The following is a 14,431-nucleotide window of genomic DNA, read 5'->3' as shown; positions in this document are numbered from 1 at the left end:
TCACGCTCCCGCCGCCGCGAGCACGGCCCGCCGGGTGAGCACCCGGGCCAGGTGCTGCCGGTAGGAGGCGTCCCCGTTCAGGTCCGAGGGCGGGCTGGTCCCCTCGGCGGCCAGGGCAGCCGCCGAAGAGGCGTCAGAACCTCCGGCCAGAGCGGCCTCCACCGCCGAGGCCCGCAACGGCGTCGACCCCATGTTCGTCAGCCCGATCTTCGCCTCCGCGAGCGAACCCCCGTCGGACCGGACCGTCGCCGCCACCGCCACGATCGGCCACTGGTGCGCGATCCGCACGAACTTCTCGTAGTGCGCTCCCCAGCCGGTGTGCTTGGGGATCCGCACCTCGGTGAGGATCTCGTCGTCCTGGATCGCCGTCTCGAACAGCCCGACGAAGAACTCGGACGCCGGCACCGTCCGGGTACCACCCGGGCCGGTGATCACGAACTGCCCGTCCAGCGCCAGCACCGGCGCACCGAGGTCACCGGCCGGGTCGGCGTGGGCCAGCGCCCCGCCGAACGTCCCCCGGTGACGCACCTGGGCGTCGGCCAGGTGCGTCACCGCCTTCGAGATCAGCGCCGCGTGCTCGGCCACCAGCGGGTCGGACCCGACGACGTGGTGCGGCGTCATCGCGCCGATCACGATCGCGTCGCCGTCGTCGCGGATGCCCTGCAGCGACGGGATCCGGCCCAGGTCGATGACGATCTCCGGGGCGTTGAGCCGCATCCGCAGCACCGGGAGCAGGCTCTGCCCACCGGCCAGGATCTTCGCGTCGTCGCCGTGCTGCGACAGCGCGGCCACGGCCTCGTCCAGAGTGGCCGGAGCCACGTAGTCGAACTGCGCCGGAATCACTGGCCCGCCCCTTCCGTGCTGTCCTCACCGGGTTCCGAGGAGTCGAAGTGCGGCATCGCCGCGCCCTCGGTCTCCGTGTGGGCCGACGCTCCGTTGATCGCCTTCCAGACCCGCTCCGGAGTGCACGGCATCTGGATGTCGTGCACCCCCAGGTGCCGCACCGCGTCCACCACCGCGTTCACGACCGCGGGCGTCGACGCGATCGTGCCGGCTTCCCCGACGCCCTTCGTCCCCAGCGTGTTGCTGGTGGCCGGGCTCGTCGTGTGGTCGAGGTCGAAGCTGATCGTGTCGGCCGCCGTCGGCAGCAGGTAGTCGACGAACGACCCGCTCACCAGCGTCCCCGACTCGTCGTACACCGCCTCTTCCCACAGCGCCTGGGCGATCCCCTGCACCAGCCCGCCGTGCACCTGCCCGGACACGATCAGCGGGTTGATGATGTTCCCGATGTCGTCGCAGGCCACGTACTTGCGCATCCGCAGCGCCCCGGTCTCGGTGTCGACCTCGATCGCGCACAGGTGCGTCCCGTGCGGGAAGCTGAAGTTCACCGGGTCGTAGGTCGCGTCCGAATCCAGCGACGGCTCCACGCCGTCGGGCAGGTTGTGCGCGGCGAACGTCGCCAGCGCGACCTCGGCGATCCCGACCCCGCTGTCGGTCCCGCGGACCGAGAACCGGCCGGCCGAGAACTCGATGTCGCCCTCGGACGCCTCCAGCAGGTGCGCGGCGATCACCTTGGCCTTCTCGATCACCTTGTCGGCGGCCCGCACGACGGCCTCACCGCCGACGACCAGCGACCGCGACCCGTAGGTGTCCAGCCCCTTCACCGACACCTGGGTGTCGCCGTGCAGCACCTCGACGTCCTCGAACGGGACGCCGAGCCGGTCGGCGGCGATCTGCGAGAACGCGGTCTCGTGGCCCTGGCCGTGCGGCGACGCGCCGGTGACGACCTCGACCTTGCCGGTCGGCAGCATCCGCACCGACGCGGCCTCCCAGCCCCCGGCCCCGTAGTCCAGCGTGCCGAGCACCCGCGACGGCGCCAGCCCGCACATCTCGGTGAACGTCGAGATGCCGATCCCGAGCTGCACCGGGTCACCGGACTCCCGGCGCTTCTGCTGCTCGGCCCGGAGCGCGTCGTACTCGAACATCTCGCGCGCCCGTGCGGTCGCGGCCTCGTAGTTGCCCGAGTCGTACGTCAGCCCGGCCACGGTCGTGAACGGGAACTCCTCGTGCTTGATCCAGTTCTTCTCCCGGATCGCCAGCGGGTCGACGCCGACCTCGGCCGCCAGCTCGTCCATGATCCGCTCGATGCCGAACGTGGCCTCGGGCCGGCCGGCGCCGCGGTAGGCGTCGGTCCAGGTCTTGTTGGTCAGCACGGTCTGGCAGGCGAAGTGGTACGCGGGGAACTTGTAGATCGCGTTGAACATGAACGCACCCAGCACCGGCACCCCGCCGCCGACCAGCGCCACGTACGCGCCCAGGTCGGCCAGCAGCTCGACCTTGAGCCCGGTCACCGTGCCGTCGCGCTCGGCCGAGAGCGTCAGCTTCTGCCACTGGTCGCGGCCGTGGTGCGCGGAGACCAGCGACTCCGACCGGGTCTCGGTGTACTTCACCGGCTTGCCCAGCCGCTTGGCCAGCAGGAAGACGATGAACTCCTCGGGCGTCGACTGCAGCTTGCCGCCGAAGCCACCGCCGACGTCCGGCGCGATGACCCGGATCTTGGACTCCGGCGTGCCGGTCACCGCGGCCAGCAGGAACCGCAGGATGTGCGGGATCTGGGTGGCCGACCACATCGTGATCTGTTCGCTGGTCGGGTCGACCACGCACGAGCGCGGCTCCATGAACGCCGGGATCAGCCGCTGCTGCCGGTACTCCCGCTCGATCACGATCCCGTCGGTGCGGGCCTTGGTGATGGCCTCCTCGATCGGGCTGCCGGTGCCGGCCTCGCCCGAGTCGAACACCCAGAGCGCGGACTTGTTCGTCCCCAGGTCGGGGTGGGCCAGCACGGTGTCGGCCGCGGCCTCCTTCAGGTCGAGCGCGGCCGGCAGCTCCTCGTACTCCACGTCGACCAGCTCGGCCGCGTCGCGGGCCTCGGCCGCGCTGCGCGCGGCGACCACCGCGACGATCTCCCCGGCGAACGTGGCCCGGTCGACGGCGATCGGCGGGTGCACCGGCGCGACCTGGTCCGGGGTGATCGGCCAGGCGTTCGGCAGCCCGCCCTGCTCTTCCGCGACGTCGTTCCCGGTGACGACCGCGACGACGTTCGGCGCGTCCTTCGCGGCCGACGTGTCGATGCTGACGATCCGCGCGTGGGCGAACGGGCTGCGCACCATCGCCAGGTGCAGCATGCCCGGCAGCACGATGTTGTCGGTCCAGCGGGTGCGGCCGGTGATCAGCCGCTGGTCCTCCTTGCGACGCCGGTCGCGCCCGATCTCGGCGGCGGGCCGGTCGTCGAGGGCGGTCACTGCGCACCCCCGTGTTCCGAGGCGTACTGCACGGCCTTCACGATGTTGTGGTAGCCGGTGCAGCGGCAGAGGTTGCCCTCGAGCCCGAGCCGGATCTCCTCCTCGCTCGGGTTCGGGTTCTCCTTCAGCAGGTCGACCGACTGCATGATCATCCCCGGCGTGCAGTAGCCGCACTGCAGACCGTGGCACTCCCGGAAGGCCTCCTGCACCGGGTGCAGCTGACCGTTGTTCGCGAGTCCTTCGATCGTCGTCACCTCGGCGCCGTCGGCTTGGACCGCCAGCACGTTGCACGACTTCACGCTGCGCCCGTCGAGGTGGACGGTGCAGGCGCCGCAGTTGCTGGTGTCGCAGCCGACGACGGTGCCGGTCTTCCCGAGCTGTTCGCGCAGGTAGTGCACCAGCAGCGTGCGGGGTTCGACGTCGTCGGAGACCTTCGCGCCGTCGACGGTGAGGCTGATCCGGGTCATGACACTCCCCTCCGGTGTGAGTCAGGTCACCGTAGGAGCGCGAGGGTTGGCGGACGGTTGGGCTACCTGTCCGCGACCGCGAGGCGGCCTTTGAGTAGCGGGATCGTCGGGTGCGGGGCGCCGTCGAGCCGGGACAGGCAGGACTCCACGACCTCCCGGTCGTACGGCGCGAGCTCCTGGCTGTAGCGCAGGACGGCGTCCGGCTGCGGGTCGGCCAGCAGCGCTTCGCGCAGCGCGACCGCGACGTAGTCGGCCAGTTCCGACAGCGCGGGCGAGTTCGTCCCCGGCAGCAGGTCCCCGCCGTAGGCCTCGACCGCGGCCACCACGTGGCCGCCCCGGATCAGGGCCAGTACCTGTTGGACGTCGGTCGCGGTCGGCATCAACAGCCGGTAGGGACGCGAGGCGAGCTGGCCGCCGAGCGCCCGGCGCAAGTGGCTGACCTCGGCCTTGAGCGTGGAGAACGTGACCGCCTGGTCGCCGTAGACCATCGCGTGCAGCTGCTCGAGCGACAGCCCCTCGGGGTGCAGGGCCAGCAGCGCGAGGATCTCGGTCTGCCGCCGGTTGAGCAGCAGCCGGGCACCGTCGAGCCAGGTCTCGGCCGTGCCCAGCAGCGTCATCACCAGGCCGGGCTCGCCGGTGCCCTCGGCCCGCACCGACGGGTGCTCGTGCGAGTACGGGATGGCCGTCTCGATCAGCCGGGCCATCACCCGGGCGGTGGCCAGCCCGATCGGGTGCGTGCGGTCCCAGGTCGTCGACAGGTCGAGGACGCCGAGCCGCCGGCCCGACACCGGGTCGTGCACCGGAGCCGCCCAGCACACCCAGTTGCCCAGGCCCCGGGCGTAGTGCTCGGCGCTGAACACCATCGAGGGGGCGTCCAGGCGGTTGGCCAGGTCGAGCGCGTTGGTGCCGACCGACTCGTCGTCCCAGCGCCCGCCCGGGAGGAAGGCCACGGACTCGGCCTTGTTCCGCATCACCCGCCCGCCGTACGTCCAGAGGATGCGGCTGTTGGGGTCGGTGACCGCGACGACGAGGTCGCCGTCCTCGGCCGTCCGTCGTAGTTCGGACCCGACCGCCTCGACCGCGGCCTGCAGGGGGCTGCCGCGCCAGACCGCGTCGGTCTCCGACTCGTCGGCCATCGGCGCGGCCTCCACCTCGGTGGAGACCCGCGCCTTCCGGGCGCGTCCCCAGCTGAGGAGGATCTCCGGACGTACGGCCGCGGCGACGTCGCCGTGCTCGATGAACGTCGTCCAGGCGCACATCACGTCGACGCGACGCGCCTGCAGATCCTCGTCGGCCATCCGGAACTCCAGTGTTCCTCCGGTGCAATCGGCGAACGTTAACACCGAAGAAGTGACTGCGGTCACAGGCACTCAGGCGCGGGAAATGACGTCCAGCAGCTCCGCAAATGCGGCGAGAGAATGGCCCGCGACGAACGCGTCCACGTGCGGGAGCACGGCCCGGATGCCGAGCTGGACCGGCTCGTAGTTCGCCTTCCCGCGGTGCGGGTTGACCCAGACGACGGAGTGGGCGATCCGGTGCAGGCGGGCCATCTGCTCGGCCAGCAGCGAGGCGTCCCCGCGTTCCCAGCCGTCGGAGAACACGACGACGACCGCGCCCCGGGCCAGACCGCGCCGGCCCCAGCGGTCGACGAACGCCTGGAGCGTCTCGCCCAGCCGGGTGCCGCCCGACCAGTCCGGCACCGTCTCCCCGGCCGCGATCAGCGCCCGCTCGGCGTCCCGCGCGGCCAGCGCCCGGGTCAGCCGCGTCAGCCGGGTACCGAGCGCGAACGTCTCGACCGGCCCGCCGGACGTCCCCAGGCGGTGGGCGAGGCGCAGCAGAGCGTCCGCATAGGAGCTCATGGAGCCGGAGACGTCGACGAGCAGCACCACCGGACGGGCCCGCAGGGCGCGGCGGCGGAACTCGAGCCGGGCGGGCTCGCCCATCCGGCGCAGCGAGGCGCGGAGCGTGCGGGAGGCGTCGAGCGAGCCGCGGTGCCAGGGGCGCAGGCGGCCGGAGCGCCGCAGCGGCGGACGGACCGACAGCGTCGCGAACATCTCGGCCAGGCGAGCCTTCTCGTTGGCGGTCAGCGTCGCGATGTCCCGCTGACGCAGGACCTCGGCCGCGCTCGCCCGCGCGCGCACGATCTCCTCGTCGTCGGCCTCGCCGGCCCCGCCGGCCTCCGACTCGGGCAGGATCGACGTCGACGCGGTGGGGACGCCCGGCGGGGCCTGACGACGGCGGGGCAGCCCGGCGCGGGGGTCGAAGTAGGCCTCGTAGACCTGGTCGTAGCGCTCGAGGTCGGCCGGGGAGCCGCAGAGCGTGGCCCGGCCGGCGTAGTAGGCCGCGCGGGCGTTCGCGATCCCGGCCAGCGCGACGGCCTCGAGGTAGGCCTGGGCGCGGTCGTGGGTGACCGCGACCCCGGCGGCGCGCAGCGCGACCGTGAAGCCGAGCAGGATCTCCTCGCCCGGCCGGGCCGGTCTGGTCGCATCGGCGAACGCCGACAGTTCGGTCATGCCGTGAGCAGGCGGTCCAGCGCGTGCCGGACCTTCTCGGCGTCCTCGCGGTACTTGACCAGGGCGCCGACGGTGGCGGCGGCCGACTCGAGGTCGAGCGCGGCCACGCCGAGCAGGTGCAGGGCGCGGGCCCAGTCGAGGGTCTCGGCGACGCCGGGCGGCTTCTGCAGGTCGGCGTCGCGCAGCGTCTGGACGACGGTGACGACCTGGCGGTTCAGCGCGGCCGAGACCTCCGGGGCGCGGGAGCGGACGATCTCGATCTCGCGCTCCAGCCCGGGGTGGTCGATCCAGTGGTAGAGGCAGCGGCGCTTGAGCGCGTCGTGGAGTTCGCGGGTGCGGTTGGAGGTGAGCAGGACGACCGGGGGCGTCTCGGCGGTGACCGTGCCGAACTCGGGGATGCTGACCTGGTAGGTGGAGAGCACTTCGAGCAGGAACGCCTCGAACTCGTCGTCGGCGCGGTCGACCTCGTCGACCAGCAGGACGGCGGGCGCCTGGCGGAGGGCGGCCAGCACCGGGCGGGCGAGCAGGAACCGCTCGTCGTAGAGCGACTTCTCGGCCTGCTCGGCGTCGACGCCACCGGACGCCTCGAGCGCGCGCAGGTGCAGGATCTGGCGCGGGAAGTCCCAGTCGTAGAGCGCCTGGGTGGCGTCGATGCCCTCGTAGCACTGCAGGCGGATCAGCGGGAGGTCGAGGGTCTGCGCGATCGCCTCGGCCAGCGCGGTCTTGCCGGTGCCGGGCTCGCCCTCGAGGAGGAGCGGGCGGCGCATGCCGAGCGCGAGGAACGTGACCGTGGCGAGCGCGTCGTCACACAGGTAGCCGGTCTCGCCCAGGCGGGTAGCGACGTCGGCCGCGGAACGGAACTCCATTCGACGAGGCTACGCATACGGGCGTTGGCGCGCGGTTGGGACTCCGCCGTCGGGCCTAGCGCTCGTCGTCGGTGCTGAACGCCTTGGCCAGCAGGGCGGCGATCGCGACCCCGACGACGGCGATGCCGACCTGGACGCCGAGGACCAGCCAGTCGTAGTGGTGGCCGCGCACGATGAGGGAGCCGCTGCCGTGGATGTCCCAGCGGTCGGCGGCCCAGGTGCCGGCGACGGCGGCGCCCATACCGATCAGCACGGTGAGGATGATGCCGATCGGCTGCCGTCCCGGCAGCAGGATGCGCGCGACGATGCCGATGATCGCGCCGAACACGATCGCGGTGAGGTAGTCCATGGGAGTGCCTCCTGGGGTCTCCTCCGCAGTGTGCCGCGCGGCCGCAATCGCCTACTCGCGGTTCGGGGCGAGGAGCAGGTACGTCATCAGGGCGAGAATGACGGCCATCGCGAGCCATTTGCCCGGCGGAAGCACGACGCCGTTGGCGACCCGGTCGAAGACGACGACGCCGACCTGCAGGATGACGATCCAGCCGAGCGTGACCGTGGCGAGTTCGGCGTATTCGAGGCTCGCCGTGTAGACCGCGAAGAGGCCGATCTCGCCGAGCACGCCGGTCGTGTACCAGCCCCAGTGCCCGGTGCGTAAGTACCGGACCGCGCAGTAGGCGCCGGCCAGGTCGAGCGCGGCGAGCAGGAACATCGCCCCCACCCCGACGAGCGAGAACCCTTTGGATCCCATTGATGCGTGTCCCCCCGGACGTGGTTCCTCCTCAGGGTATGGATCGCCCGGCGGCGCCGCAGCCCCGGTTGCGGGGTCGGGTTTCCCGGGTTACTTTCCATTGGAGAAAGTACTTTCCACACCGACGAACGGAGGCCGCCGATGGCTACCACCCCGACCCCGACTCCGGACGAGGCCCGCCGGACGCTTCAGGACCTCGAGGAGCACCGCCGCCGGACCGCGGACGCCGCGGGGTGGCACCGAGGCTGGTGGATCGGCGCGGGCGTGATCGTCGCCGCGTACGGCGTCGCGGTCGACCTGGCCCCGGGTGGGGCGTGGAGCTCGGTGATCCCGGCGGTGCTGCTCGTCGCGGCGGTGGTGAGCACGACGCGGTGGGGCAGCGCGGCGATCGGGCGTCCGCTGCGGGCGCGACAGGCCGCCGGGCCGGGGCGGTGGATCGTGGCGATCGTCGGGGCGCTGCTGATCGTGGGGGTGACGCTGGCGGTGGGGCGGCTGGACGTGCCGCACCTGGCCGCGATCGCCGGGGTGGTCGGCGGGGTGGTGCTCGCGGTGGGTGGACCGTGGTGGCAGGACCGCGTCCTGACCCGTCGGGCGACGAAGTGACCGATGCCCCGAAACCCGGAGACCCAGGCCCGGGTGCGGACCCGGGGGCGGAGATCGATTCGTTGTTGCTCGATCCGGTCCGGTTGTCGATCGTGGCGTTGCTGGCCGGGGCGGAGTGGGCGGAGTTCGGCTTCGTCCGCGACGCCGCCAAGCTCAGCGATTCCACCCTCTCGAAGCGAGTCTCCCAGCTCAGCGACGCCGGCTACGTCGAGGTCCGCAAAGGCTACGTCGGCAAGCGCCCGCGCACCTGGCTCAAGCTCTCCCCACCCGGCCGCACCCGCCTGACCGCCCACATCGCCGCCCTGCAACACATAGCCACCCAGGCCGCGACCCAGCCCAGTCCTCAGTAGAGCCACAGGACCCTCTCCGGCCTCGCGGAAGAGGGCGCGCCCATTCGCCCACCGAACCCGACCCCCGAGGCCGACACTGGACGAACCGGTGACGTGGAGCAAAGGAGCTGTCATGGTCGAGGTTCGGGTGACAGGCGGCGTGATTCGGGGGGCCACCGACGACGGCGTGTCCCGCTTCCTGGGCGTGCCCTACGCGGCGCCGCCGTTCGGCGCCAACCGGATGCGCCCGCCCGCGGCGGTCGTCGGCTGGGACGGCGTCCGCGACGCCACCGCGTACGGGCCCACCGTCCCCAAGGGCGACTACCCCGAGCAGTACGCGCCGCTGTTCCCCGAGGTCGTCATCCCCGGCGACGAGTGCCTGAACCTCAACGTCTGGACGCCGACCGGCGCGCAGGGCCTACCGGTCCTGGTCTGGATCCACGGCGGCGCGTTCGTCAACGGCTCCGGCTCGGTCTCGGCCTACGACGGCACGGCCTTCGCCCGCGACGGCGTCGTGACCGTGACGATCAACTACCGGCTCGGCCCCGACGGCTCGCTCTACTTCGAGAACGACGAGAACAACGCCAACCTCGGCCTCCAGGACCAGGTCGCCGCCCTGCGCTGGGTCCGTGACAACATCGCCGCGTTCGGCGGCGATCCGGACCGCGTCACGGTCGCGGGCGAGTCGGCCGGTGCGATGAGCGTCTCGACGCTCCTCGCGCTCCCGAGCGCGGCCGGGCTGTTCGCCCAGGCGATCACCGAGTCCGGCGCGACCGCCCACACGCTCCCGCCCAAGGTCGGCCTGACCGTCTCCCGCTCGCTGGCCGAGCGGCTCGGGGTCGACGCGACCCGCGAGGCGATCGCCGCCGTCGAACTGGACGTCCTGGTCAAGGCGGCCGAGGAGTTCCACAACGACGCCCAGGCGGTGCCCGACCCGGAGAAGTACGGCGCCCTGGCCGCCCGCGTCCTGGTGTTCGCGCCGGTCGTCGACGGGGTCGTTCTTCCCCAGCACCCACTGGACGCGGTCAGAGCCGGCGCCTCGAGAAACGTCCGCATTCTGCTGGGCAGCAACCGGCAGGAGGCCCGGCTGTTCCTGGTGGCGGGCGGGACGCTCGACCTGATCGGCGAAGCCGAGCTGGTCGCCGGGGCCGCGGCCTACGGCCTCGGGCCGGAGGGGCTGGAGCCCTACCGCCGCGCCGAGCCCGACGCCTCCCCCGGCGACCTGCTGGCCCAGGTGGTCAGCGACTGGTACTTCGGCGTCCCGGCGATCCGGCTGGCCGAGGCGCACCAGGGCACCACGTTCGCGTACGTCTTCGACCGGCCGTTCCCGGAGGAGAACCACGGCTACGGCAGCGCGCACGCGGTCGAGATCCCGTTCGTCTTCGACACGATCGACGATCCGTCGATCGTCCCGATCCTCGGTGGCGCGCCCTCGCGGGCGGTCGCGGACTCGACCCACGCGGTCTGGGTCCGGTTCATCACCGACGGTGATCCGGGCTGGGCTCCGTACACCGTCGACCGGCGTACGACCGGCATCCTCACCGAGACCGTGACGCCGGTCGACGACCCCCGTTCGGCCGAACGCGCGGTCTGGGACGGTCTGCTCTAAGGCAGACGTTCCGACAGCTCGAACATGTTGCCCCAGGGATCGCGGAAGAACGCCAGCCGCGCGCTGATGGCCTCGATCTCGAACGGCTCGTCGACGATGTCGACGCCCCGGGCCCGCAGCTCCTCCAGGGTCTTGTCGACGCTGACGACCTCGATGCAGACGTGGTTCAACCCACCGACGCTCAGGCTCTCGTCGACGTCGGCGAACATCGGCTGCGGGCCCGCACCCGGCCCGGCCAGGATCTCCAGGTGGAAGTCGTCCTGGTCGGGCGGCATGACGTAGGCGAGGGTCAGGTCGCCGTAGGGCCAGGTCTGGAGGATCCGCCAGTCGAGCTTGTCGACCCAGAACGACCGGGCGTCCTCGAAGTCGGGATAGCGGATGCCCGTGTGGTGAGCCCGCATCGACGCGAACGGCGAGCTCGGATCGCGGGGAGGATTCGCAGGAAGTGGCATGCCGAGAACGCTAGGAATCCCGGCCGGAGAACTCATCGTCCCGCACTACATCTCTGCCCCAGAACAATTGGATCCACGGACAACCGCCGACGACCTACGCTCGGAACCGTGCTGGAAGACCGGGCGGACGCGATCGCCGAGCAGGTGTACCGGGAGATCTCTGCCTCGATCCCGACGTACGAGCGCGTCCGGCGGGCCGACGTCGAGGCCTCGGTGCGCGAGATCGTCGCGGACGTCGGCGTCTTGCTGCGCACCGGCGTCGTCCCGCCCCCGGCCGACATCACCCAGGCCGAGGAGTCGTCCCGGGCCCGGGCCAAGCAGGGCGTCCCGATCCACGACATCATGCACGCGTTCCGGTTCACGATGGGCGCGGTCCGGGACGCCGTGCTCGAGGCCGGGGCCGGCGTCGACGCGCTGACCCTGCTCTGGTCGTACAGCGACGCCTACACCGCGAACGTCGTCGAGATCTACCGGCAGTCGGACATCGAGGGCGCGCTGGAGCAGGCCCGGCGGGCCCAGTCGTTCCTGCTCGGGCTCCTCGACGGGACGCTCGAGGGCACCGAGCTGGTCACCGCCGCCTCGACGCTGCTGCTCGACCCGGCGGCCCAGTACCGCGCGCTCCGGGCCCTGCCCGCCGAGGCCGCGCACCTGCGCGAGCTGCAGCGTCAGGCGGCCCGGCATTCCGGCGTGCTCACGGTGATCGGCGCCCAGTGCGTCGGGGTGGTGTCGTTCGTCCCGGAGACCGTGGGCGACGACCTGCTGATCGCGCTGGGCCCGGCGGTGCCGCCGGCCGAGCTGCCCCGGTCGTTCCGCACCGCCCGGACCGTGCTCACCGCCGCCACCGCGCTCGGCCTCACCGGCGTCCGGACGCTGCCCGGGCTGAGCTGGCGGGCCGCCGCGGCCGGGGCCGTCGAGGTGAACCGGATATTCCACGAGCGGTACCTGGCGCCGCTCGCCGGGCAGGGCCCGTTCGGCGAGCTGATCCTCGAGGCGGTCGCCGCCTACCTGGCCGAGGACCGCAACGTCCCGCGGGCCGCCCGGGCGATCCCGGTGCACGTCAACACGCTGCGCTACCGTCTGCGCCGGTTCGAGGAGCTCACCGGCTGCTCGCTCGACTCCACCGAGACGATCGTCGAGGTCAGCTTCGCGCTGGAGAACCGGCCACTCAGCGGACGCGGAGCAGCACCTTTCCGGTAGCCCGCCGCTCGTCGAGCTCGAGCAGGGCGGCCGAGGCGTCCTCCAGCGCGAACGACCGGCCGAGCACCGGGGCCAGCTTCCCGGCCTCGAGCAGCGGCAGCAGGTCGGCCCACTGCTCCTGCAGGTACTCCGGCCGGCCCATCCAGAACGCGCCCCACCCGACGCCCACCACGCTGATGTTGTTCAGCAGCAGCCGGTTGACCTTCACCTGCGGGATCTCCCCGCCGGTGAACCCGATGACCAGCAGCCGGCCCTCGACGGCCAGGCTGCGCAGCGAGTCGGTGAACCGGTCGCCGCCGACCGGGTCGACGACCAGGTCGACGCCCCGCCCGCCGGTCAGCCCCTTCACCGCGTCCTTGAACCCGTCGGCCAGGACGACCTCGTCGGCCCCGGCCGCCTTCGCGGTCGCGATCTTGTCGTCCGACGACACTACCGCGATCACCCGCGCCCCGAGCGCCGACGCGAGCTGCACGGCCGCGGTTCCGACGCCACCGGCCGCGCCGTGCACCAGCACCGTCTCGCCCTTCCGCAGCTGCCCCCGGCGGACGAGTCCGAAGTGCACGGTCAGGTAGTTCATCGGCAGCGCGGCCCCGGCCTCGAACGACACCGCGTCGGGCAGCGGGAACACCGCGCCCGGGCTCACGGCCGCGACCTCGGCGAACCCGCCCAGCCCGGGGAACGCGGCGACCCGCTGGCCGGGCGTGAACCCCGGGCCGGACCGCACGACGCCGGCGACCTCCGACCCCGGCACGAACGGCAGCGGCGGCTTGATCTGGTACTCGCCCCGGCTCTGCAGCACCTCGGGGAACGTCACGCCGGCCACGTGCACGTCGACGACGACCGCCGAGCCGTCGGCGACCGGCTCGTCGACGTCCACCACCTGCAGGGCCGACGGACCGTCGAGACCGGTGATCTGCACAGCGCGCACGAGAGCTCCCTCAACTAGTTACCGACCAGTACCGAACCATCGCGCCAACGCGTCCCGCAGGTCTTCGGCAGAATCGCCGGTCCAGGCGACGTATCCGTCCGGCCGGAGCAGCACGGTCCGGTCGCCGCCGGCCACGTAGTCGACGCGGTCCGCCCATCCGGCCACCGACAGCGTCCCGGCCGCGTCGAGCAGCATTCCGCGCCCGCTGCGCATCAGCGCGTACAGGCGGCCCTGCGGGAGCGCCACGTCACGCAGCCGCGCACCCAGCCCGGGACCGAGCGGATACCGGACGCCGATCGCGGTCAGCCGCTCGATCAGGTACCGGTTCACGTCCTCGAACGCCATCAGGTCGCCGATCAGCGACCGCAGCGCCAGCGGGCCGGGCTCGGTGCGCAGCAGTTCGCTCTGGGCCCGGGTGAAGTCCAGCACGTCGGCCGCGACCGGCCGCCGCTCGGCCTCGTACGTGTCGAGCAGCCCGGGCGGGGCCCAGCCGGCGACCGCGCCGGCCAGCTTCCAGCCCAGGTTGAACGCATCCTGGAGGCCGAGGTTGAGCCCCTGCCCGCCCACCGGCGGGTGGACGTGGGCCGCGTCGCCGGCCAGGAACACCCGGCCCGCCCGGTAGGCGTCGGCCAGCCGGGTCGCGTTGCCGAAGCGGGACAGCCAGCGCGGCGAGTGCACGCCGAAGTCGGTTCCGGCGACCGCGCGCAACCGCCGTCGGATGTCGTCGATCGTCGGGGGCGCGTCGCGCACCTCGTCCGAGGGAACCACGACCCGGAACGCGCCACCCCCGACCGGGCCGACGCCGAAGCCGCGCTGGGTCTTCCGGACCTCGGCCACGACGGCGGCGATCGTCTCCGGGTCGTCGGTGGCCTCCATCTCGCCGGTCAGCGTCTCGACGGTGGTCGGGTCGCCGGGGAACCCGATGCCGAGCAGCTTGCGGACCGTGCTGCGCCCGCCGTCGCACCCGATCAGGAATTGCGCCCGCAGTGCGGTCCCGCCGGCGAGCTCCGCGACCACCTCGGTGTCGCTCTGGGTGACCCCCACCACGGCCGACCCGCGCCGGACGACCGCCCCGACCTCGACCGCGTGCTCCTCCAGGAGCCGGTCGGTGGTCGTCTGCGGGATCCCGAGCACGTAGCCGTGCTCCGTGTCGATCGCCTCCGGCCACCGCAGCGGAATGCCCGCGAACAGCCCGCCGCCGCGGTACTCGGTGCCGTGCGCGAGGAACCGGTCGAGCAGCCCGCGCTGGTCGAGGATCTCGATGCTGCGGACGTGCAGCCCGAGCGACCGCACGAACGGCGTCGGCTCCGCCTCCTTCTCCAGCACGACGACGTCGACGCCATGTAGCCGGAGCTCGGCGGCGAGCAGCAACCCGGTCGGCCCGCCGCCGATGATCAGCACGTCGGTCATACCGGCG

At 72.5% G+C, this 14,431-nt stretch carries 15 protein-coding genes; 4 read left to right on the top strand and 11 right to left on the bottom strand.

Going from position 1 to position 14,431, the window contains the following annotated elements:
* The 8 genes from FL583_RS16010 to FL583_RS15975 form a co-directional block, all read right to left on the bottom strand.
* Nucleotides 1-843 carry an FAD binding domain-containing protein gene (locus tag FL583_RS16010; RefSeq protein ID WP_142705449.1) on the bottom strand — a complete coding sequence of 281 codons (843 nt, stop codon included), beginning with the start codon at nt 841-843 and terminating at the stop codon, nt 1-3.
* A complete protein-coding gene (locus FL583_RS16005) occupies nt 840-3,302 on the bottom strand; it encodes a xanthine dehydrogenase family protein molybdopterin-binding subunit (RefSeq protein ID WP_142705448.1) in 2,463 nt (820 codons plus the stop codon). Before FL583_RS16005 ends, FL583_RS16010 begins: the two co-directional genes overlap by 4 nt.
* A complete protein-coding gene (locus tag FL583_RS16000; RefSeq protein WP_142705447.1) occupies nt 3,299-3,769 on the bottom strand; it encodes a (2Fe-2S)-binding protein in 471 nt (156 codons plus the stop codon). The genes FL583_RS16005 and FL583_RS16000 overlap by 4 nt, the downstream gene beginning before the upstream one ends.
* A 62-nt stretch (nt 3,770-3,831) precedes the next feature.
* Complete coding sequence (locus FL583_RS15995; protein ID WP_142705446.1) at nt 3,832-5,067, bottom strand: helix-turn-helix domain-containing protein; 1,236 nt, start codon at nt 5,065-5,067, stop codon at nt 3,832-3,834.
* A gap of 72 nt (nt 5,068-5,139) precedes the next feature.
* Nucleotides 5,140-6,282 (bottom strand): vWA domain-containing protein, encoded by a 1,143-nt coding sequence (locus FL583_RS15990; protein WP_142705445.1) that lies wholly within the window; start codon nt 6,280-6,282, stop codon nt 5,140-5,142.
* Nucleotides 6,279-7,148, bottom strand: coding sequence for an AAA family ATPase (locus FL583_RS15985; RefSeq protein ID WP_142705444.1), 870 nt, complete (start codon nt 7,146-7,148; stop codon nt 6,279-6,281). Before FL583_RS15985 ends, FL583_RS15990 begins: the two co-directional genes overlap by 4 nt.
* A gap of 55 nt (nt 7,149-7,203) precedes the next feature.
* Nucleotides 7,204-7,497, bottom strand: coding sequence for a GlsB/YeaQ/YmgE family stress response membrane protein (locus FL583_RS15980; RefSeq protein ID WP_142705443.1), 294 nt, complete (start codon nt 7,495-7,497; stop codon nt 7,204-7,206).
* A gap of 51 nt (nt 7,498-7,548) precedes the next feature.
* Nucleotides 7,549-7,896 (bottom strand): hypothetical protein, encoded by a 348-nt coding sequence (locus FL583_RS15975; protein WP_142705442.1) that lies wholly within the window; start codon nt 7,894-7,896, stop codon nt 7,549-7,551.
* A gap of 141 nt (nt 7,897-8,037) precedes the next feature.
* On the opposite strand from FL583_RS15975, the gene FL583_RS41665 reads away from it, so the two are divergent.
* The 3 genes from FL583_RS41665 (at nt 8,038) to FL583_RS15960 (ending at nt 10,437) form a co-directional block, all read left to right on the top strand.
* A complete protein-coding gene (locus FL583_RS41665) occupies nt 8,038-8,499 on the top strand; it encodes a hypothetical protein (RefSeq protein ID WP_142705441.1) in 462 nt (153 codons plus the stop codon).
* A gap of 62 nt (nt 8,500-8,561) precedes the next feature.
* Nucleotides 8,562-8,849, top strand: a complete 288-nt coding sequence (locus FL583_RS41660; protein WP_240746704.1) for a winged helix-turn-helix domain-containing protein — start codon at nt 8,562-8,564, stop codon at nt 8,847-8,849.
* A 112-nt stretch (nt 8,850-8,961) separates the two neighbouring features.
* The gene (locus tag FL583_RS15960) at nt 8,962-10,437 is read left to right on the top strand and encodes a carboxylesterase/lipase family protein (RefSeq protein ID WP_142705439.1); all 1,476 of its coding nucleotides are present in this window, start codon (nt 8,962-8,964) and stop codon (nt 10,435-10,437) included.
* Here FL583_RS15960 and FL583_RS15955 read toward each other — a convergent pair.
* Nucleotides 10,434-10,889: a VOC family protein gene (locus FL583_RS15955; protein ID WP_142705438.1), complete on the bottom strand. Its 456-nt coding sequence runs from the start codon at nt 10,887-10,889 to the stop codon at nt 10,434-10,436. The genes FL583_RS15960 and FL583_RS15955 overlap by 4 nt on opposite strands.
* 108 nt (nt 10,890-10,997) lie before the next feature.
* Here FL583_RS15955 and FL583_RS15950 point away from each other — a divergent pair, with 108 nt between their 5' ends.
* Entirely contained in the window at nt 10,998-12,086 is a 1,089-nt protein-coding gene (locus FL583_RS15950) for a PucR family transcriptional regulator (RefSeq protein ID WP_142705437.1), read from the top strand.
* Here the strand turns inward: FL583_RS15950 and FL583_RS15945 are convergent.
* Both FL583_RS15945 and FL583_RS15940 read right to left on the bottom strand, forming a co-directional pair.
* Nucleotides 12,055-13,014 (bottom strand): NADPH:quinone oxidoreductase family protein, encoded by a 960-nt coding sequence (locus tag FL583_RS15945; RefSeq protein WP_142705436.1) that lies wholly within the window; start codon nt 13,012-13,014, stop codon nt 12,055-12,057. The two genes, FL583_RS15950 and FL583_RS15945, sit on opposite strands and share 32 nt — an antisense overlap.
* A gap of 18 nt (nt 13,015-13,032) precedes the next feature.
* Nucleotides 13,033-14,424 (bottom strand): FAD-dependent monooxygenase, encoded by a 1,392-nt coding sequence (locus FL583_RS15940; protein ID WP_142705435.1) that lies wholly within the window; start codon nt 14,422-14,424, stop codon nt 13,033-13,035.
* Nucleotides 14,425-14,431 lie beyond the last annotated feature (7 nt).

Origin of the sequence: Cryptosporangium phraense (genome assembly GCF_006912135.1) — a bacterium.
In the GTDB taxonomy this organism is placed as follows: Bacteria; Actinomycetota; Actinomycetes; order Mycobacteriales; family Cryptosporangiaceae; genus Cryptosporangium; species Cryptosporangium phraense.
This window is presented reverse-complemented; position numbering and strand designations above follow the sequence as displayed.